We start from the raw sequence: 18,207 nt of genomic DNA on the forward strand, positions 1-18,207 counted from the left end.
AGCGCACACTATGCAGCAACAACACGCCTCCGGCAGCGATGCCGTCCTGGCAGGAGCAAGTGGTAACAATGCGTTGGTGGCGGCCGCAAATCCGCTGCTCAATGCGATACCGCAGATCCGCTACTCGGTCTCTCATGACGATCAGAGCGGGCTACGTCAGCACCTGATAGATGAAATTCGCCGTTTTGAAGTGCGCTGCCAGCAATCCGGCCTGGCGTACGAAGTCATCGTGGGCGCACGCTACTGTCTTTGCACCGCTCTGGATGAAGCCGCCGCGCTCACACCGTGGGGCAGCCGCGGCGTGTGGTCCGGCAGCGGCCTGCTGGTGACGTTTCACAACGAAACCTGGGGCGGGGAGAAGTTCTTCCAGCTGCTGGCGCGTCTGTCGCAAAACCCGCGCGAGCATATCGCGCTACTGGAGTTAATCAACTTCTGCCTGCTGCTGGGTTTTGAAGGGCGCTACCGCGTAATGGATAACGGCCGTACACAGCTTGAAACCATCAAGCAGCGTTTATGGCAGATGATCCGCGGCGTGCGGGGCAACTACCCACCGCCGCTCTCGCCGCATCCGGAAGATCAGCCGGTAATGCGCAAACTGTGGCGTCCGGTGATCCCACTGTGGGCCTGCGCCGGGCTGGCCGGTTTCCTCGCCTGCCTCTTCTATATCGTGCTCAACTGGCGGCTGGGCGATAACACCAATCCGGTACTGGCGAAGATCTACCAGACGCAGCTGCCGGAAGTTTCAGTTCAGCAGCCGGTACAGCATGTGCAGCCGGTGCTTAACCTGCGCGAGTTCCTGCGTCCTGAGATCAAGGCCGGCCTGGTGGCGGTGCGTGATGAGGCCGATCGCAGCGTCGTGACCCTGAAAGGTGACGGGCTGTTTGCGTCTGCATCCACGGTTGCGCGCGATAGCTACGAGCCGGTCATCGACCGCGTTGCGCAGGCAATGAACAATGTCAGCGGTAAGATCCTGGTGGTCGGCTTTAGCGATAACGTGCCGATTCGCAGCGCACGTTTCGCCTCCAACTATGAACTGTCGCTTGAGCGCGCGCGCTCTGTGCAGTCGCTGCTGCAAAAACACCTTTCGCAGCCGGAGCGTGTGAAAGCCGAAGGGCGAGGGGAGATGGATCCCATCGCGCCGAACAACTCGGCCGAAAACCGCGCGCGTAACCGCCGTGTCGAAATTACCTTGCTTGTGTCGCCGGAAAATACGGCCGCCGAGCTGAACGGACTGCCGCAAGGAAACTAATGGATGAACATGTTGCTTTCATTGCTGACTAACCGCATTTTGTGGGGTTTCCTTGGCGTTACCGGGCTGGCTGCGGTTATCTGGATGATCGGGCCGCTGCTGTCGGTCGTCGATTCCCGACCGCTGGAGTCCGAACAAAACCGCATGATCGCCATTGCGGTGATGTACCTGATTTGGGTTCACAGCCACATTGTGCCGCGTCTCTATAATGCGTGGCTCAACCGCAAGCTGATGGACAACCTTAAAAGCGAAGAGGCGAAGGATCCTTCTGAGCGTCAACGTCTGACCAGCGACGACCAGGTGCTGAACGACCGTTTCGAAGAGGCGGCACAGGTACTGAAAAAAGCGCACTTTAACCAGCCGGGCCAGCGTGGCCTCTGGACCCAGCGTTTCAGCACTCAGTACCTCTATCAGCTGCCGTGGTATGTCATTATCGGTGCACCAGGCTCCGGTAAAACCACTGCGCTGGTGAACTCCGGCCTGCAATTCCCGCTCGCCGACCGCTTTGGCAAAACCGCGCTGCGCGGTATTGGCGGAACGCGCAACTGCGACTGGTGGTTCACCAATGAAGCCGTCCTGCTTGATACCGCCGGACGCTACACCACGCAGGAGAGCGAGCAGGTTCAGGACGCCAGTGAATGGAATAAATTCCTCGGCCTGCTGCAGAAATACCGCCGCCGTCAGCCGATCAACGGTGTGATTATTACCATCAGTATCGCCGACCTGCTGACCCAGTCGGCTGAAGCCTCGCGCGAGCAGGCGCTCAATCTGCGCAAACGTCTCACCGAACTGCATGAGCAGCTAGGCATCCGTTTCCCGGTCTATGTGCTGGTAACCAAAGCTGACCTGCTTAAAGGCTTCCGCGCCTATTTCTCCGGCTTTGATAAAGCGCAGCGCGATCAGATTTGGGGCTTCACCTTCCCGTGGGAAAAAGCGAAGCTCGCCGATTTCGATCTGCAGGGCAGTTTTATTCAGGAATTTGCCTTGCTGCAACAGCGTCTGGACGCCGGGTTGCCGGATACGATGCTGCGTGAGAGCGATCCGCAGGCGCGTGCCGAGTGCTTCCTCTTTCCGCAAGAGTTTGCCGCGCTGCGTCCGCTACTGTCGGACTATCTGGATACGATTTTTGCCCGCTCCAACTTTGAGACCGAGTTCTCGCCGCGCGGTATCTATTTCGCCAGCGGTACGCAGGAAGGTTTGCCATTCGATCGGGTGATGGGTGAGCTTAACCGCGCCCTCTCGCTGCCGCAGGGCAAGTCGGGCGATAACTGGGATTCCGTCAGCAAAGATGAGCCGGTGCCGGGTGGTAAAGGGCAGAGCTTCTTTATCAAGCACCTCCTGCAGAACGTTATCTTCCAGGAAGCGGGGATCGCCGGGCAGAACCGCTGGTGGGAACTGCGCAGCCGTGCAGTCATCTGGTCTGGTTATGCCGCGCTGCTGGCGCTGCTGGTTATTCTCAGCGCGCTCTGGTTCACCAGCTACGGCAACAACAAAGATTACCTTGATGAAGTCCAGGCGAAAGTGCCGGCGCTCGATCAGGAGATCAAAGCGCTGCGTAACCGCCAGCAGGGCGATCTGTTTGCCTTACTGCCGCTGCTGAATGGCCTTGCCGAGCTGCCGCAGAGTGAAGAGTTCGACATCAATCATCCGCCGATTACCCGCCGGATGGGGCTCTATCGCGGTAACGATGTGTCGGATGCCTCCCAGGCGCTCTACCGAAAAGCGCTGGAGCAGATGCTGCTGCCGGAAGTAGCAATGCGCGTCACCACCTGGCTGCGTAACGACAACGGCAGTGACGTCGAGTACAGCTATGAAGCGCTGAAAGCGTATCAGATGCTCTACCAGCCGAAACATTACGATGGCAAATTCCTGCACTCATGGGTGATGCTCAACCTGGAACGCAATCTGCCGCAGAACGTAACCAAAGCACAGATCCGCCAGCTGGAGTGGCACCTGACGCAGTTGCTGGAGGAGCAGATTGTCGCTTCGCCCTATGCAAAAGATGACGCGCTCATCAGCCGCGAGCAGGCGTTGATTAACCAGCAGCCACTCTCAACGCGTGTCTATGGACGCCTTAAACGCCTGCTGGAGCGTGATGAAAACCTCAAGCCGGTGTCGCTGGCTACGCTGGGTGGTCCGCAGAGTGAACTGGTCTTCTCGCGCAAAAGCGGCAAGCCGGTGAACGACGGCATCCCGGGTCTCTATACGCCAAATGGTTACTGGAACAGTTTCAATGCGCAGATAGCGCCGGTGACCGCCTCCCTGCATGAAGATGACGCCTGGGTATTAGGCTCAACCACGCAGCCGGAAGATAAACAGCAGACCGATAATGCGGTGCGCCAGCTCTACGCTCGCGACTTCATTACCATCTGGGACAGCTTCTTAAGCGACATTCAGCTGAATAACAGCGCCGATCTCAATCAGCGCATCAATACGGCGCGCGTTCTCTCCAGCAATAACTCACCGCTGCGCCGTCTGGTGGTTAACCTAAGCCAGCAGCTGACGCTGGTGCGCGATGACCCTGCTGCGGCGGAGAAAGAGAAAAACCCTGAAAGTAGCAATCGCGGTACACAGATGCTGGAGTCGCTCTTCAGTAATCGTGAAAACAGCGCTGCGGGCAACGCGGCCGCTAACCAGACGCCTGAACAGCGCGTGACCGAGCACTTTGCGCCGATCATTGAACTGGCGCAGCCGCTGGAGAAGGGCGGTAAAACCATCGTCTTTGATGATTTCCTTAAGCAGGTTGATGAACTCTATCGCTACCTGACGGCGGTGCAGGATGCAGCCAACAGCGGTATGCCAGCGCCGGGTGGAGAGGCGATCAGCCGCCTGCAGGCCAGCGCAGGGCGCTTGCCTGGCGGCCTGCAAACCATGTTCAGCAACATGGCGGTCGGCGCGAGCAGCGATACGCAACGCCGTGATATGGAGAATGTGCGTAAGCGTATCAGCGTCGAAGTGGGCAGCTTCTGCCGTCAGGCAATCGCCGGGCGTTACCCGCTGGTGCGTTCTGCCAGCGCTGAAGTGACGCCGGACGATCTGGCGCGCATGTTCGCCCCTGGTACCGGCCTGATGGATGTCTTCTTTCGCGATAATCTGACCAATAAAGTCGATACCACGCAGGCCACATGGCGCTTTATGCCGGGCATCGACGGCAAAACGCTGCCGGGAAGCGAAGGGGTGCTGGTCCCGTTCCAGCAGGCGCAGTCGATTCGCGACGCCTTCTTTGCCAATGGCAGTGCAACACCCTCTTTTCGTACCACGGTGCGTACAGTGCGGATGGATAACACTATCCTCAATATGACGCTGGATGTGGACGGGCAGATCCTGCGCTACAGCCATGGGCCGCAGGCGGTACAAATTGTTAGCTGGCCGGGAACAGGCGGCACCAACCAGGTGCGCATGCAGTTGGGTCTGGCCAATGGTACAACCGCAACACTGGTGACCAACGGCGCCTGGGCGCTGAACCGCTTTTTCGATAAAGCGCGCGTAAGCCCTGGCAGCAGCAGCCTGAGCCGCCAGGCGACATTCACGGTTGACGGGCATCAGGTCACGCTGGAGTTTGCGCCTAACAGTATCCGCAATCCGTTCCAGCTCCCACGATTCGCATGTCCTTGATCCGCAAAGGAACGCCTAATGACTACGACTTCTGCAATTAGCTGGTATGGAAAATTGCCCAGTGCGGGTGATTTTCTCCAGCGCCGCTTTCCCGACGCTCTGCAGCGTCAATGGTCCCACTGGTTTCAGGTGGGATTGATGAACTGGCAAAAAGAGGAGCAGCGCGGCAGTGAACGGCAGTTCAGCAATGCGCCAATCTGGAACTTCGTTGTGCCGCCGATGCTGGGCGGACAGCAGGTTCAGATGGGATGCCTGCTTCCGGGGCGTGACAGCGTTGGTCGCCAGTATCCGCTCTGCGCGCTGATGGCGATTAACCCACTGGAGTGGTCGCCACGTCACCTGGCGCAAGCGGGTGACTGGTATCAGCAGCTCGGGCGCACCATGCTCCACGCCGTGCGCAACGGCTATTCACCGGAGCAGCTCGATCAGGCGCTGCTTGCTATCCCGCCGGTGCAGCTGGCGGAGCCGGAAGCGCGGTCGGAAATTCTTGATGTAATTGGTTATGAAGGCGATGGCGAATCATCGATCGGCTGGCAGCAGGCCGCCGAATGCTTTGATCCGCAGCGTCAGATCAGTTTCTGGTGGACCAACCGTAGCGATGGGTATCCGCTCTACACGCATGTGCACAGCGGCAACTTTACCGGTCAACTTTTTACGCTACTGTTTGAACCGGCAGGCGGCGCAAGACCCGGTCGTCACGGTCTTTACCCACCGATGTTTGATGAATAAGCAGGTTGCGGATGACTATTGAAACATTACTGGCTCCGGTTACTGCGGAGCAGCCGTGCGGCGAAAACCTTGAGTACGACGCCGATTTCCAGGCGATGGAGCAGGCGAGCCTTGGCAAAGCCGAGCAGCAGTTTGGCAGCACCATTATTCCGGCTGAACCGGCTGACTGGACGCGCGTGGAAAAACTGGCCACCGGCTTGCTTTCACGCACCAAAGATATCCGCGTGATGATGGCGTTGACCCACGCCTGGACACGCCGCCGCGGGCTTGAAGGGTATGCGGACGGCTTGCTGTTGCTGGGCCAGGCGCTCTCGCTGTACTGGGATCAGCTCTGGCCATCCCTGACCGACGGCGGCGAGTTTGATCCTTTCTACCGCATTAACGCGCTGGCCGGGTTAAGCGATAAATCATCGCTGACTACCACGCTGCGCCAGTCCGTATTACTGCGCAGCAACGGCGATGAGATTATCGTGCGTGATGCGCAGTCGCTGCTCGACGGCAGCAAAACCGAGTGTGCAGGCTATCCCGGTGGGCGGGTGCGCCTGATTGATGAGTTGACGCGCGGCGGTCAGCCTGGCATTGAAGCTATCGGGCAAATCGAAGGGCGTCTGCAAACCATCCGTACATGGCTGCTGGAACAACTGGGCGAAAGCGGGGTGCCGGAAATGGAACAGTTACTCAAGACCGTGGGTATGATTGCAGGTGTCAGCCGTGCTTCCCGCTCCGATGAGCCTGTGGAGAGCACGTCTGAGCCGCAACCAACGCAGAGCGCTGCGCAACCTGCGGCTGCCGTTCCTTTACCGGCGATGACCGACTGGCGTACCGCGCAGGTCGCCACGCGTGCAGATGCGCAGTTAATGCTGGAGAAGGTAAAACAGTACTTTGCCCAGCATGAGCCGAGCCACCCCGCACCGCTGATGATCGACCGCGTGCAGCGGTTAATCGAGCTGGATTTTATGGAGATCATTCGCGATCTGGCGCCGGACGGCGTCAATCAGCTACAAAATATTTTTGGGCGTCAGGAGTGACGCAAACCGCGTTATGACGGCAGGCGTGTTGCCTGTCATCAAACCTTCACCGCGTATATTCGATGGAGAACATCATGGCAATGAGTAACAGTGGTCAGAAATTTATCGCCCGCAACCGCGCGCCGCGCGTACAGATCGAGTACGACGTGGAAGTTTACGGCGCGGAGCGCAAAATCCAGCTTCCGTTTGTGATGGGCGTAATGGCGGATCTGGTAGGGAAACCGGTGGAGAACTTACCTTCTATTGAAGAGCGTAAATTCCTCGAAATCGACGTCGACAACTTCGATGAACGTATGAAAGCGCTGAAACCGCGCGTCGCGTTCAACGTAGACAACACCCTGACCGGTGATGGCCGTCTGAACGTGGATTTAACCTTCGAAAGCATGGATGACTTCCTGCCGGATGCCGTTGCCCGCAAAGTCGAACCGTTGAACAAGCTGCTGGAAGCGCGTACCCAGCTCTCTAACCTGCTGACCTATATGGACGGTAAAAACGGTGCTGAAGAGCTGATTGCAAAAGTGCTGCAGGATCCGACCCTGCTGAAATCACTCAGCCAGATGCCGAACAGTGACGAGAGCGCGCAAGGTAAAGAGGAATAATTGATGAGCAATCCTTCTCAACAACAAGAACTGCAGCAGGGTGCCCAGTCCTTTAGCCAGGACGAATTCAGCTCTCTGCTCAATAAAGAGTTTCGTCCAAAAACCGATCAGGCGCGTTCCGCGGTCGAAAGCGCGGTGAAAACCCTGGCGCAGCAGGCGCTGGAGAACACCGTTACTTTCTCGTCCGACACCTATCGCACCATTCAGAACCTGATTGCCGGTATTGACGAGAAGCTGTCGCAGCAGATCAACCAGATTATTCACCACGAAGATTTCCAGAAGCTGGAGAGCGCATGGCGCGGCCTGAGCCACCTGGTGAATAACACTGAAACCGATGAGATGCTGAAGATCCGCTTTATGAGCATCTCCAAGCAGGAGCTGGGTCGCAACCTGAAACGCTATAAAGGCGTCGGCTGGGATCAGAGCCCGCTGTTCAAAAAGATCTACGAAGAAGAGTATGGCCAGTTCGGTGGCGAACCGTTCGGCTGCCTGGTGGGTGACTACTACTTCGACCACAGCCCGCAGGATGTGGAGCTGCTGGGTGAAATGGCGCGCATTGGCGCTGCCTCACACTGCCCGTTCATCACCGGTACTGCACCAAGCGTGATGCAGATGGAGTCCTGGCAGGAGCTGGCGAACCCGCGCGATTTGACGAAGATCTTCCAGAACACCGAGTACGCTGCATGGCGTTCGCTGCGTGAGTCTGAAGATGCGCGTTACCTGGGCCTGGTTATGCCGCGTTTCCTCGCGCGCCTGCCGTACGGTATTCGTACCAACCCGGTCGACAGCTTCGATTTTGAAGAAGAGACCGATGGTGCTAACCACAACAACTACACCTGGTCGAATGCCGCTTACGCAATGGCGACCAACATCAACCGCTCCTTTAAAGAGTACGGCTGGTGCACCTCCATCCGCGGCGTTGAGTCCGGCGGTGCGGTAGAAAACCTGCCTTGCCACACCTTCCCGAGCGATGACGGCGGCGTGGACATGAAGTGTCCGACCGAGATCGCCATCAGCGATCGCCGTGAAGCGGAACTGGCGAAAAACGGCTTTATGCCACTGATCCACCGCAAAAACTCCGACTTTGCTGCCTTTATTGGTGCTCAGTCACTGCAAAAACCGATGGAGTACCACGACGCTGATGCCACCGCCAACGCGCGCCTGGCTTCCCGTCTGCCGTATCTCTTCGCCTGCTGCCGCTTTGCGCACTACCTGAAGTGCATCGTGCGTGACAAGATCGGCTCCTTCCGCGAGCGTGATGAGATGGAACGCTGGCTGAACGACTGGGTGATGAACTACGTCGACGGTGACCCGGCAAACTCCTCGCAGGAGACCAAAGCGCGTAAACCGCTGGCTGCTGCAGAAGTGCAGGTGCAGGAGATCGAAGACAACCCGGGCTACTACGCGGCGAAGTTCTTCCTGCGTCCGCACTACCAGCTGGAAGGTCTGACCGTTTCTCTGCGTCTGGTTTCAAAACTGCCCTCGCTGAAAACTAAAGAGGCGTAAGGCTGTAAGACCGTAAGCGCGCTGCGCTTACGGTCTATAAAAAAGGAGAGTTGTTATGAAAGGAATCACTGTTATTACGATGGGTTTGCTTCTCTTTTCTTCATTGTCGGTAGCAACGCAAAAAGTCTATCACTATCCTCAGGCGGAAGCGCTACCCGATGATAGTACGACTATATTTCCGCGAGATCCCGCGTTGCTAACTAGTCAAAATGTTAATTTGACGGGGGAACAGTTCCTTGCCTCATGGCATAACTGGGAAAACGAACGTGAACGCATCAAGGCGGATATGTATCTTCTTGGCGTACTGGATGCAACCGAAGGAAAACTGTGGTGTGGTTACCACCGAGTTAAATCTATTTCGATCCATGAATACTTAAATTATTTTTTCGATAAGCTACCAAAAGAACGGCTTAAAAAAGAGCGGGCTTCCGACTTAATTATTGAAGCGATGACTATCAATAATCGTGGTTGCAAAAAATAATTGAAATGCAGAAAATTAACCAACTTTTTATCTGGCTAAGTGCAATCAATAAATACTGGCAGGACTTCTTTCGGCGCACTTTGAATGCGGGAAAAACCGCGCTCCTGGTGTCTTGCTAACAAAGAGCGATAAATGGGTACCGAACACATCCGAGGTGTCAAGGGGGGCATTAAATTTGCAGCATTTATACTATAGGCCGGAACTGGATAGGCTAATAAAAGATGTTAATTAACTATGCGGGTCATACAGAGATTCAGCATTATCCAGGTGAATAATCTTCATAATTAATTAACATCCGCGAATTATTTTTCTTGTAAAAGAGAAAACGAATTTCTGAAGAAACACCCGTTTTTTCGGAATGTAAAGAGGCAGAGGTAAAATATGGACGGTTTTATTCAGCCCCATTCTTACCCATTTGCCATATAAGCGCTTTTTCGAAAGCAATATTTATCATTAACGAAGAGTAAATATTATGGCTATTGATATGTTTCTGAAGGTCGATGGAGTTACGGGCGAGTCTAAAGACTCCAACCACACCGGCTGGACTGATATCACATCCTTCACTTGGGGTGCATCACAACCAGGCAATATGAGCGTAGGTGGTGGTGGCGGTGCGGGGAAAGTTAACTTTAACGACCTGCACGTAAATGCACTGATTGATAAATCAGCTACCGCCATTCTCAAACATTGCGCAAGCGGCAAACACCTTACCAAAGTTGAACTGTCGGTCTGCAAAGCAGGCGGTCAGCAAGTTGAGTATGCACGCATCACTCTCGAAGATGTGCTGGTGACTTCCGTTCAGTACACAGGTTCTGACGATGGCGATCTGGTAGGTATTTCTTATGCCTTCCAGGCTGCCAAAGTTAAACAGCAGTATTGGGAGCAGTCATCTTCCGGCGGCAAAGGTGCAGAAACAAGCGCTGGCTGGAACATCAAGGAAAATAAAGAATCATAAGACCTGTGGCGATCCCGAAAGGGATCGCTTATTTAAAGGGAATTAGTATGCGCAATCATTTAATTTCAGTTAAGCGCTTATGGGAAAGCGATACATCGACAATTTCAACTTTTGAGATTTCAGGTAGTACAATCAAAGGATATTTTCTGGAGCGTCCAGGGCCAGATACTACAGCTTCTTGCCAATTAAAAAGAATCCCTGAAGGCTCTTATCGGCTAAAATGGCACAGTAGTAATATTGCTTCAGTTAAAGCGCATAACCCTGTGCCTCTCCTTTATAACTCTTCAGTGCCGCAATCGCGTTATATTTTGATTCACAATGGTAATTATCCTTACAACACTGAAGGCTGCTTGTTAATTGGTGGTAGCAAAGGCGATAATTTCGTTGGGGGAAGCGTGACAAAGTTAACAGAACTTAAAGAGTTCTTGAACCAAGAAGGCATTGATAGTTTTACCCTAACGATCACCTCTTGCTATGTTAATTGTGGAAACTAGCATGGAGAAAAATATGTTTAGAGCATTCCTTGTTACAGCTACTCTTATATTGTTTCCATTAAGCAGTTACGCTGTGGAGGTTTTTCATCATGGAATTCTACAAGCATATTGGCTTCAGGTTTTCAATAACGATGGTACAAAAAAAACAGCACAATTAAAGTACCGTTATTTCGTTGTTGGTAATACAGGCCATGTTGATAAAGTAATCAATCTTGATTTCGATGATAACACTGCAGTACTTAATGAATATTTCCCTCATTTGTCATTTGAATTTAAAAATTATTCAGAGGGGCATGCAGAGCAATCAGGAAATGTCACCATTGATGGACTGCAAAAACAGGTCGAATGTGACCGAACCACATACAATGCAAAAATGATTTCTTTTGTGCCCCTGAATGACTCTTTGCCGCCCATTGCGGCGCTTGAGAACAGTGCCAGTTGTGAATCCTGGCCTTGGGCAGAAACTTATATATTAAAAGAGGGTGTAAATGGCTCGCACTTTAAAAAACTGCCTGACAATGGTGCGTTAAATACCCTAGAGATCAAACCCGCTCAGCCGCTTATCAAAATCAAAACAGTAAATGATGAGTGGATACGTGCTGCTATTTTAGATGAGAAAAATGGCGGCCCTAAACGCAAAACAGAAGGTTTTATCAAGCTTGATCAACTTCGACCTGTTAATTAGCAATTTATTTCAGGAATGCAGTTGCGTAAGACACTATGGCATTTTCATTACGAACAACCATTAAATGGGACATCAATATGCCGGTATTAAGAACAGGTAGTAAAGGGCCGCAAGTCAAAGAGCTTCAAACCTTATTAAAGGAAAAAGGCTATTCCATCAGTACAGATGGTATTTATGGACCTCGTACCGAGAATGCAGTACGACTTTTCCAGCAAAAGAGCGGGCTCAATGTTGACGGCATTACTGGTCGACGTACATTGCAGGCGCTCGGTAAGACAGTAACGGAGCGCGCACCAGCACCGCCTGTCGGCGGATCGGTTGAGCGACAGCCATGCGCCGGGATGAACATGTCTCAGAGTGGTTTCGAGACGCTTTTTAAACTGGAAGCACAGCCTAATGTGAGTAATCATCTGCATTGGCCTAAAGGGGCGAGCGGGGTAACATTGGGGCCGGGTTACGACATGAAAGAACGTTCGGCTGCTTCAGTTAAATCGCAACTGCTTGCGCTTGGCTTGTCTAATGATGTCGCTGAAAAAGCGTCCGCCGGGGCGGGTAAATCAGGACATGATGCAAGAGCGTTTGCTAAAGATAACAAATACCTGATTGACCTTACTGCAGAGCAGGAAAAGCAGTTGCTGCGTTTGACGCTACCCAGTTATGTCGCTTCTGTACGTAACCGTATTACCGTTCCGCTAAGGCAGTATGAGTTTGATGCGCTGGTTTGCTTTGCCTACAATCCAGCAACATTTCTTAGTAAGGTCTGCAACTACATCAACAATGGTCAGGTTAGCGATGCCATGACGCTTATTAGTCAGATTGTCATGAGTGGTGGTGACAGGTTGAAAGGGCTAGTTGAGCGTCGCCGCACTGAAGTTAATCTTTATTTAAATGGAAAATACCTATGAGAGTTTCACTGCTTTCTGCGATCGTAATGATAACCGCAGGTATGGGGTTGACCACGGTAGCTCAGGCTGGAGTGCCGGAGACACTGAAAGGAGACTGGCGTGTTGTATCAGGCGAGCCTGATAATCTTGCAACGGTAGTTGTGAACACTAAAGTCGATGACCCTCGCTATGTTGGACGGGTGATTAATTTCAGCAACAATGCGGTGACTGGGGAGCTGGATGGTGCAGTGAACTGTCAGCAGCCCGCCTACACATCCGCATCTCCGATGACGCTTAATGAAGCGATAGCGAAAACGTCAGGTATGCGTAACTTTGCGCCCAAAACACCGGTTGCGAAAGACTTTGGGCTTAAAGCTTCGGGCGATGAGAAAATTACACCTATTTTGCTCAAATGCCAGAAAGGGTACTTAGGCCCCAATGGCGTATCGATGGACAACTGGGTAGCGTTACTCTCTAAAGATACGCTAGTAATGAACTGGGACGATAACAGTTACTTCGTACTAAACCGGGTGAAACCCGGCGAAAAAGTGAGTCCGGGCTTTTCATGTAGCGGAAATCTGAATGCCACTGAAAAAACCATATGCAGCGACAATGAACTTGCGTCATGGGATCGCAGTGTCTCGGAAGCGTTTAGAGTCCGTTTGTTGCAGCAAAAGGAAACCGATCCAAGTGATACGAAAACCTTAGCTGATATAAAATCTGCACAACGCACCTGGTTGGGAAAACGCAATCAATGTAAATCGGACGCTAACTGCCTTAAAAAGAGCATGAAAGAGCGCGTCGAAGCGCTGGTGGACGAGTCGCAATAAATATAGCTTTGTCACTGGATACGCTAAGCCAACATGCTAACCCTTTGATCATCGGGGTTAGCAATCTGTTTATGTCCCAATGCCCGTATTCAAACGCAGCCGCTTTACCCAAAACGGCGCCGTTTGAGTGCACATAACTCCAGCAGGAATACGCGATGCGATTCACTATTATCACCAATAAACCCGGTCATCAGCCGCCGCAAAGCCGCTGCGACTTTTATCCTCCGGGCGGCACCATTGGCCGCGGCACCGACAATAATCTGGTGCTGCCGGATAACGACCGCTCTATTTCCCGTCTGCAGGCCATTGTTCATATCTCCGGCACGGGCGAATGCCGTGTCACCAACCGCGGCAACGTTACGCGCGTTGTGCTCAACGACATTCCGCTGGAGCGCGGCCGCCAGGTCGAGCTTCAGGATGGGGACATTCTCGGTATCGATGAATACCGCATTGAAGTGAGCGATCTCATTCAGGACACGCAGCCGGTGAGCCGCATGGCCGAGGAGATGTATCCGAAGCCGACGCCTGCTCCGGCGGCGAAGCCTGCACCTGCACCGGCCGCTGCGCCGAAAAACGCAGCAGAGAGCGCGCCTGCCTCCGTGCCGACGGAGATTTGGGACAGCCTGATGCAGGAGTTCTCTATCTCCGACAGCATCTCCAGCAGCCGCGCCAAATCCGCCGAGCCGCAAAACCTCAATCCCTTTGCTGAACCGAAAGAGCCGGAGCGCAACCCGGAAGACCCGCTCTCATTATTGGGCAACCATGAGCCGCTGGTGGCACCAAAATCCCTCGATTCGGACAATCTGTTCAACGATGAGCAGCTGTTCAAAAATGACAGCATCTTTAATGACGCCACGCCATCGACCTTAGTCCCTCCGGTTGAACCGGTACAGGCACCGAAAGAGAGTATGTCTGAGAGTGACGAACTCGATCCGCTGGCACTGTTTGGCGGCAGCGGCAGTGCTCCGCAGGCGCGCAGCGACGATCCGCTCGGGCTGCTGAGCGGTGCCGTTCCGCTGGCGAATGCAGATGAGATTGCCCCCGCGAAACCGCAAGAGCCGGTGCAGCCGATCATTACCGATCTGCAGGCCAGCGAGCCGCCGGTAGAGCCGCAGCCGATTATTACCGATCTGCACGCGGAAGATTTGAGCGCTACACCGCTCTTCGCCGAAGAGGAGCCGCTGCCGCTACCGGAAGATGTACAGGAGCCGCAGGATTATGCCGGCATCACGCTGCCAACGCCGCAGGCGGTACAGCGCAGCGCGGCGCAGACGCCGAAAGGGCGCTTGCGTATCGATCCGGTGCAGAGCCCCGGCGCGAAAACAGCGCCTGCCAGCACGTCGGGCGGCAGCGGAGATGTGCTGCAGGGCGAGCTGCTTGAAGCGCTGCTTGAAGGGATGGGGCTTGGCGATATGCAGCCCGTTCCGCAGTTTGATAAAGAGAACATGCGCCAGTTTGGCCAGATGTTAAGTATGTTCTCGCAGGGCACCGTGGCGCTGCTCTCCTCGCGTTCGATCTTAAAGCGCGGCGTGAAAGCGGATATGACCATGGTGCTGGATGATGCAAACAACCCGTTCAAACTGCTGCCGTCGGGTAAAACCGTGCTGATGCAGATGTTCGGCAACCGCATGCCGGGCTTTATGCCGCCGAAAAAATCGGTGCGCGATGCGCTGATCGATCTGCAGGCGCACCAGTTGGGGATGATCTCCGGTATCCGCGCCATTATCGCGGCGATGCTGCAATCCTTTAATCCTGAGCAGCTGGAAGAGGATGCAAAACGTGACGGCGCGACCTCACGTCTTGGCGTGCTCTCCAACCGCAAGGCCGCGATGTGGGACTACTTTGTGCGCACCTATGCGCAAACCGCCGGTGAGATTGACGATGACTTCCATACCCTGTTCGGTGAAGCGTTCCTCCACGCTTACGACATGGAGGTTAACCAGTACAAAGACTCACAAAGCGGATCGGAAGAATGAATATCAGCACCGCCTCAATATCACGACAAGGCGAGCGTGCCAGTAATCAGGATCAGACCGGAGAAACTATCGGCGAGCGTGCCGCCTGTTTTGTCGTCTGCGATGGCATCGCCGGTTTGCCCGGCGGTGACAAGGCGGCCGAACTGGCGCGTAATGCCATCATCACCGAGTTTGACGGCGATGAGCACCTCAATGCCCAGTACATTCGCAACTACATCAACGGCGCGAATCGTGCAATCCGTAAAGAGCAGCAAGCGGTACGGGATTACAACCGCATGGGCACCACTATGGTCAGCCTGTTTATCGATCGCGATTACGAGCTGGCTTACTGGGCCCACGCCGGAGACAGCCGTCTCTATCTCTTTCGCCGCGGCTGGCTCTATCATGTGACCACCGATCACAGCCTGGTCCAGCAGATGAAAGACGCCGGACATCAGGTTGAAGGCATTAACGGTAACCTGCTCTATTTCGCGCTTGGCCTCGGCGAAGATGAGCGCGAGCCGAGCTACAGCGATGTGGTGCCGATTGAAGATGGTGACGCTTTCTTATTGTGTACGGATGGTTTCTGGCACGGCGTCACCGAAGAGCAGATGCAGCAGTCGCTGCATATGGTCAATACGCCCGACGAGTGGCTGACATTAATGAACCAAATCCTGCTGAAAAACGGTGCCGGGTCACAAACCCAGCAGGATAACTACAGCGCCGTGGCGGTGTGGATGGGTACGCCTCAGGAGACCACGCTTTTGCATACGATCTCTGAAGCCGCTCAGTTTTTCCCTCTTCGTGATTGATACAGCTTACAAGGACTTTTATGAAACTTTGGCTACCGGGTTTGGCCCTGCTTGCAGCATGTGGCAGCGCGCAGGCAGAAAACTACCGCATCGTGCAATCGCCTTCGCAAAAACTGGATGTCTGGATCGACAATGTTGAGGATAACACCCCCAAAAGCTGGTGCGGCAAGACGCTGCCGCTGCGCATTGTCACCGGCGGCGAGAAAAAGCCTTCCGTTCTGAATAACTTCTTACCGCGCCTTGGCGCGCTGCTGGAAAACCAGTGCGGTGCCCTGACGCAGGTACACTGGAAACTGACCGACGCGCAGGGCGCGACGCTGGCTGAAGGTACCGCAGATAAAGCCAAAGAGTGGCAGCCTGTAGTCACCTCAAACGGCGCAGCGCCAGCGCAGACCACTGCGCTTCAGCAGCCGGTTGGCCGCCCTGAAGATCTCTCCCCGCCCGCCAACCGTGCGCCGTGGCAGGAGTTCACTTTGCAGGATGGTTGCCATCTGCGCACCTTCTGGCAGGGCGATGCCAGCGCAGCGGCACTCTTCATCCCCGCTAAAGAGGATGGAAAATGCGAGAAGGGCGGCTGGCTGAACGGTCGCAGCGATGTTACCCAAGTCAGCAACGGCGCTGAAAAGAAAATTACCATGACCTTCGTTCACGGTTTCCCGGTGAGCGGCCTGAGCGACAAAGTGGACGCCGACCGTCTGCTGATCACTACCGTCAATAACGAACGTATGGTGGTAAGCGAAGGCAGCCTGGCGCAAAGCTGGATGATCCTGCCTTACGTCAACAGCCTCAATGGCTGGCAGGCCAACGGCACCGTCGCCGTAGAGATTTCACGTGAAGTTGCCAGCGATGCCACGCGCTTAAAAGCGCGGCTCGATGAAGTGCGTAAAGTCTGGACGCCGTGGTTCGAGCCGGGCACCCACCTCAATATTCTGCTGATTGACTCCCTGCATCCGCAGTTGCGCGATCCCGCAGTCGGGACCTACAAAACCGTCAACTAAGGAGCAGCCATGAACACCCTATTTCAACAACTGGCGGGCGAATCCCTGCAGGATAGCCTCGCGCAGCTTGAGAGCCGTATCCGCAGCCAGCCGGGCGACGCCGATTTACGCGCCGCGTTCGCGCAACTGCTCTGTCTTGACGGCAACTGGACACGCGCGCAGGCGCAGTTAAAAAGCTGGCAGGGGCTCAAGCCGCAGGCACAGCCGACCGTCACGCTGCTCGAGCAGGCGATTGAAGGTGAGCGTCAGCGTGCCGACGTAATGGCAGGGCGCGCGCGTCCGGTTGCGCCGGTCGAGCAGTATCCGTGGCTGGCAGAGATGATTAGCGCGCTGGATCCGCAAAGCAGTGATGCCGATGCGCTGCGTGATGCGGCGCTGGAGAAAGCCGAGGCTAATCCAGGGCAGCTCGCCATGCAGGATGGGCAGACGGTAGCGTTCGACTGGCTGATGGATGGCGACAGCCGCTTTGGGCCGGTATGCGAAGCGATCGTAAATGGCCGCTACTTCTGGCTGCCGTTTAGCGCCATCTCCGCGATGCAGTTTCAGCCGCCCGCCAGCGTCACCGATTTAGTCTGGCGTCACACGCTGGTGCGCCTGCGCGATGGTAGCGAACAGGTATGCCAGATCCCGGCGCGCTATCCGCTGGATGCTAACGCAGAAGATCGCTTCAAACTCTGTCGCGTCACCGAATGGCAGCAGCTGGCGGGCGAGTCAGCGCACTACCTCGGAATGGGACAAAAAGTGTGGCTCAATGACGGTGCCGAATATTCGCTGCTCGATCTCGCCACAGTGACCTTCGCTGCGGACGCGACGAATGAGTAACTCTGCGCAACATGATGAGGGCGATCTGCTGCGCAGCGGCTGGCGATCGCGTCGCGGTAAAGAGACCGTCGGCGCGCGCGACAAAATGCAGCCCTCGCTTCTCGATCGCCTGACCGATGACGCACCGGACAAAGCGCAGGAGCCGGCGAATAACAATCTGATCACCCACTCGGCGCTGCGCCGCAACGTGCTGCGCGATCTGCAGTGGCTGTTTAATACCATCAACAATGAAGCGCAGCAGGATCTCTCCGGCTTCGATGAGGTGCGCCGCTCGGTAGTAAACTTCGGGGTTTCGCCGCTGGCAGGCAAGCGGATGTCCGATATCGAATGGAATGATATTCAACGCAAGCTCACCGATGCGATCCTGCACTTTGAGCCGCGTATCCTGCCGCAGGGCCTGCAGGTGCGCTGCATCTCCGATACCAAATCGCTGGATCTGCACAATATCCTGTCGATTGAGATCAAAGGTCGTTTGTGGTGTGTGCCCTATCCGCTGGAGTTCCTTTTTCGCACCGATGTGGATCTTGAAAACGGGCATTTCGAGTTGAAAGACGCGGGGTAATTC

At 54.8% G+C, this 18,207-nt stretch carries 17 protein-coding genes; all 17 read left to right on the forward strand.

The genetic code is table 11. The features are described 5' to 3' along the window. Positions 1 to 10: 10 nt before the first annotated feature. The 17 genes from N7V53_RS10180 (at position 11) to tssE (ending at position 18,204) form a co-directional block, all read left to right on the forward strand. On the forward strand, positions 11 to 1,249 hold the full coding sequence (locus tag N7V53_RS10180; RefSeq protein ID WP_023480133.1) for a DotU family type VI secretion system protein: 1,239 nt from the start codon (positions 11 to 13) through the stop codon (positions 1,247 to 1,249). A 3-nt stretch (positions 1,250 to 1,252) separates the two neighbouring features. Further along, positions 1,253 to 4,864, forward strand: a complete 3,612-nt coding sequence (gene tssM, locus N7V53_RS10185) for a type VI secretion system membrane subunit TssM (RefSeq protein WP_279793294.1) — start codon at positions 1,253 to 1,255, stop codon at positions 4,862 to 4,864. 18 nt (positions 4,865 to 4,882) lie between these two features. Next, entirely contained in the window at positions 4,883 to 5,593 is a 711-nt protein-coding gene (gene tagF / locus N7V53_RS10190) for a type VI secretion system-associated protein TagF (RefSeq protein ID WP_124968090.1), read from the forward strand. 11 nt (positions 5,594 to 5,604) lie between these two features. Next, the gene (gene tssA, locus N7V53_RS10195) at positions 5,605 to 6,621 is read left to right on the forward strand and encodes a type VI secretion system protein TssA (protein ID WP_270222502.1); all 1,017 of its coding nucleotides are present in this window, start codon (positions 5,605 to 5,607) and stop codon (positions 6,619 to 6,621) included. Between the two features lie 74 nt (positions 6,622 to 6,695). After that, positions 6,696 to 7,220: a type VI secretion system contractile sheath small subunit gene (gene tssB, locus N7V53_RS10200; protein WP_023480163.1), complete on the forward strand. Its 525-nt coding sequence runs from the start codon at positions 6,696 to 6,698 to the stop codon at positions 7,218 to 7,220. A gap of 3 nt (positions 7,221 to 7,223) precedes the next feature. Then, on the forward strand, positions 7,224 to 8,726 hold the full coding sequence (tssC, locus tag N7V53_RS10205) for a type VI secretion system contractile sheath large subunit (RefSeq protein WP_023480123.1): 1,503 nt from the start codon (positions 7,224 to 7,226) through the stop codon (positions 8,724 to 8,726). Positions 8,727 to 8,781: 55 nt separating this feature from the next. After that, a complete protein-coding gene (locus N7V53_RS10210; protein WP_124968092.1) occupies positions 8,782 to 9,207 on the forward strand; it encodes a Rap1a/Tai family immunity protein in 426 nt (141 codons plus the stop codon). A gap of 472 nt (positions 9,208 to 9,679) precedes the next feature. Further along, entirely contained in the window at positions 9,680 to 10,162 is a 483-nt protein-coding gene (locus N7V53_RS10215; protein ID WP_279793296.1) for a type VI secretion system tube protein Hcp, read from the forward strand. Between the two features lie 47 nt (positions 10,163 to 10,209). Next, the gene (locus N7V53_RS10220; RefSeq protein WP_279793297.1) at positions 10,210 to 10,656 is read left to right on the forward strand and encodes a DUF5675 family protein; all 447 of its coding nucleotides are present in this window, start codon (positions 10,210 to 10,212) and stop codon (positions 10,654 to 10,656) included. A gap of 1 nt (position 10,657) precedes the next feature. Next, complete coding sequence (locus N7V53_RS10225) at positions 10,658 to 11,341, forward strand: hypothetical protein (RefSeq protein ID WP_279793298.1); 684 nt, start codon at positions 10,658 to 10,660, stop codon at positions 11,339 to 11,341. Between the two features lie 35 nt (positions 11,342 to 11,376). Further along, positions 11,377 to 12,246, forward strand: a complete 870-nt coding sequence (locus tag N7V53_RS10230; protein WP_279793299.1) for a peptidoglycan-binding protein — start codon at positions 11,377 to 11,379, stop codon at positions 12,244 to 12,246. Further along, entirely contained in the window at positions 12,243 to 13,055 is an 813-nt protein-coding gene (locus N7V53_RS10235; RefSeq protein ID WP_279793300.1) for a lysozyme inhibitor LprI family protein, read from the forward strand. The genes N7V53_RS10230 and N7V53_RS10235 overlap by 4 nt, the downstream gene beginning before the upstream one ends. Positions 13,056 to 13,210: 155 nt before the next feature. Beyond that, positions 13,211 to 15,031, forward strand: a complete 1,821-nt coding sequence (gene tagH, locus N7V53_RS10240; protein WP_279793301.1) for a type VI secretion system-associated FHA domain protein TagH — start codon at positions 13,211 to 13,213, stop codon at positions 15,029 to 15,031. After that, a complete protein-coding gene (locus tag N7V53_RS10245) occupies positions 15,028 to 15,822 on the forward strand; it encodes a protein phosphatase 2C domain-containing protein (RefSeq protein ID WP_023480106.1) in 795 nt (264 codons plus the stop codon). The genes tagH and N7V53_RS10245 overlap by 4 nt, the downstream gene beginning before the upstream one ends. 20 nt (positions 15,823 to 15,842) lie before the next feature. After that, positions 15,843 to 16,820 carry a hypothetical protein gene (locus N7V53_RS10250; RefSeq protein WP_279793302.1) on the forward strand — a complete coding sequence of 326 codons (978 nt, stop codon included), beginning with the start codon at positions 15,843 to 15,845 and terminating at the stop codon, positions 16,818 to 16,820. Positions 16,821 to 16,829: 9 nt separating this feature from the next. Then, positions 16,830 to 17,642, forward strand: coding sequence for a type VI secretion system accessory protein TagJ (locus N7V53_RS10255; RefSeq protein WP_124968096.1), 813 nt, complete (start codon positions 16,830 to 16,832; stop codon positions 17,640 to 17,642). After that, complete coding sequence (gene tssE, locus N7V53_RS10260; RefSeq protein ID WP_023480027.1) at positions 17,635 to 18,204, forward strand: type VI secretion system baseplate subunit TssE; 570 nt, start codon at positions 17,635 to 17,637, stop codon at positions 18,202 to 18,204. The genes N7V53_RS10255 and tssE overlap by 8 nt, the downstream gene beginning before the upstream one ends. Positions 18,205 to 18,207 lie beyond the last annotated feature (3 nt).

Source organism: Kosakonia sp. HypNH10 (assembly GCF_029850615.1).
GTDB classification, from domain to species: Bacteria; Pseudomonadota; Gammaproteobacteria; order Enterobacterales; family Enterobacteriaceae; genus Kosakonia; species Kosakonia cowanii.

What these genes read in the sequence shown, in the direction of transcription:
- N7V53_RS10255 (WP_124968096.1), top strand. Translation starts at nt 16,830, where the DNA reads ATGAACACCCTATTTCAACAACTGGCGGGCGAATCCCTGCAGGATAGC.
- N7V53_RS10235 (WP_279793300.1), top strand. Translation starts at nt 12,243, where the DNA reads ATGAGAGTTTCACTGCTTTCTGCGATCGTAATGATAACCGCAGGTATG.
- N7V53_RS10245 (WP_023480106.1), top strand. Translation starts at nt 15,028, where the DNA reads ATGAATATCAGCACCGCCTCAATATCACGACAAGGCGAGCGTGCCAGT.
- tssM (WP_279793294.1), top strand. Translation starts at nt 1,253, where the DNA reads ATGAACATGTTGCTTTCATTGCTGACTAACCGCATTTTGTGGGGTTTC.
- N7V53_RS10225 (WP_279793298.1), top strand. Translation starts at nt 10,658, where the DNA reads ATGGAGAAAAATATGTTTAGAGCATTCCTTGTTACAGCTACTCTTATA.
- N7V53_RS10230 (WP_279793299.1), top strand. Translation starts at nt 11,377, where the DNA reads ATGGCATTTTCATTACGAACAACCATTAAATGGGACATCAATATGCCG.
- N7V53_RS10220 (WP_279793297.1), top strand. Translation starts at nt 10,210, where the DNA reads ATGCGCAATCATTTAATTTCAGTTAAGCGCTTATGGGAAAGCGATACA.
- tagH (WP_279793301.1), top strand. Translation starts at nt 13,211, where the DNA reads ATGCGATTCACTATTATCACCAATAAACCCGGTCATCAGCCGCCGCAA.
- tssB (WP_023480163.1), top strand. Translation starts at nt 6,696, where the DNA reads ATGGCAATGAGTAACAGTGGTCAGAAATTTATCGCCCGCAACCGCGCG.
- tssC (WP_023480123.1), top strand. Translation starts at nt 7,224, where the DNA reads ATGAGCAATCCTTCTCAACAACAAGAACTGCAGCAGGGTGCCCAGTCC.
- tssA (WP_270222502.1), top strand. Translation starts at nt 5,605, where the DNA reads ATGACTATTGAAACATTACTGGCTCCGGTTACTGCGGAGCAGCCGTGC.
- N7V53_RS10250 (WP_279793302.1), top strand. Translation starts at nt 15,843, where the DNA reads ATGAAACTTTGGCTACCGGGTTTGGCCCTGCTTGCAGCATGTGGCAGC.
- N7V53_RS10210 (WP_124968092.1), top strand. Translation starts at nt 8,782, where the DNA reads ATGAAAGGAATCACTGTTATTACGATGGGTTTGCTTCTCTTTTCTTCA.
- tssE (WP_023480027.1), top strand. Translation starts at nt 17,635, where the DNA reads ATGAGTAACTCTGCGCAACATGATGAGGGCGATCTGCTGCGCAGCGGC.
- N7V53_RS10215 (WP_279793296.1), top strand. Translation starts at nt 9,680, where the DNA reads ATGGCTATTGATATGTTTCTGAAGGTCGATGGAGTTACGGGCGAGTCT.
- tagF (WP_124968090.1), top strand. Translation starts at nt 4,883, where the DNA reads ATGACTACGACTTCTGCAATTAGCTGGTATGGAAAATTGCCCAGTGCG.
- N7V53_RS10180 (WP_023480133.1), top strand. Translation starts at nt 11, where the DNA reads ATGCAGCAACAACACGCCTCCGGCAGCGATGCCGTCCTGGCAGGAGCA.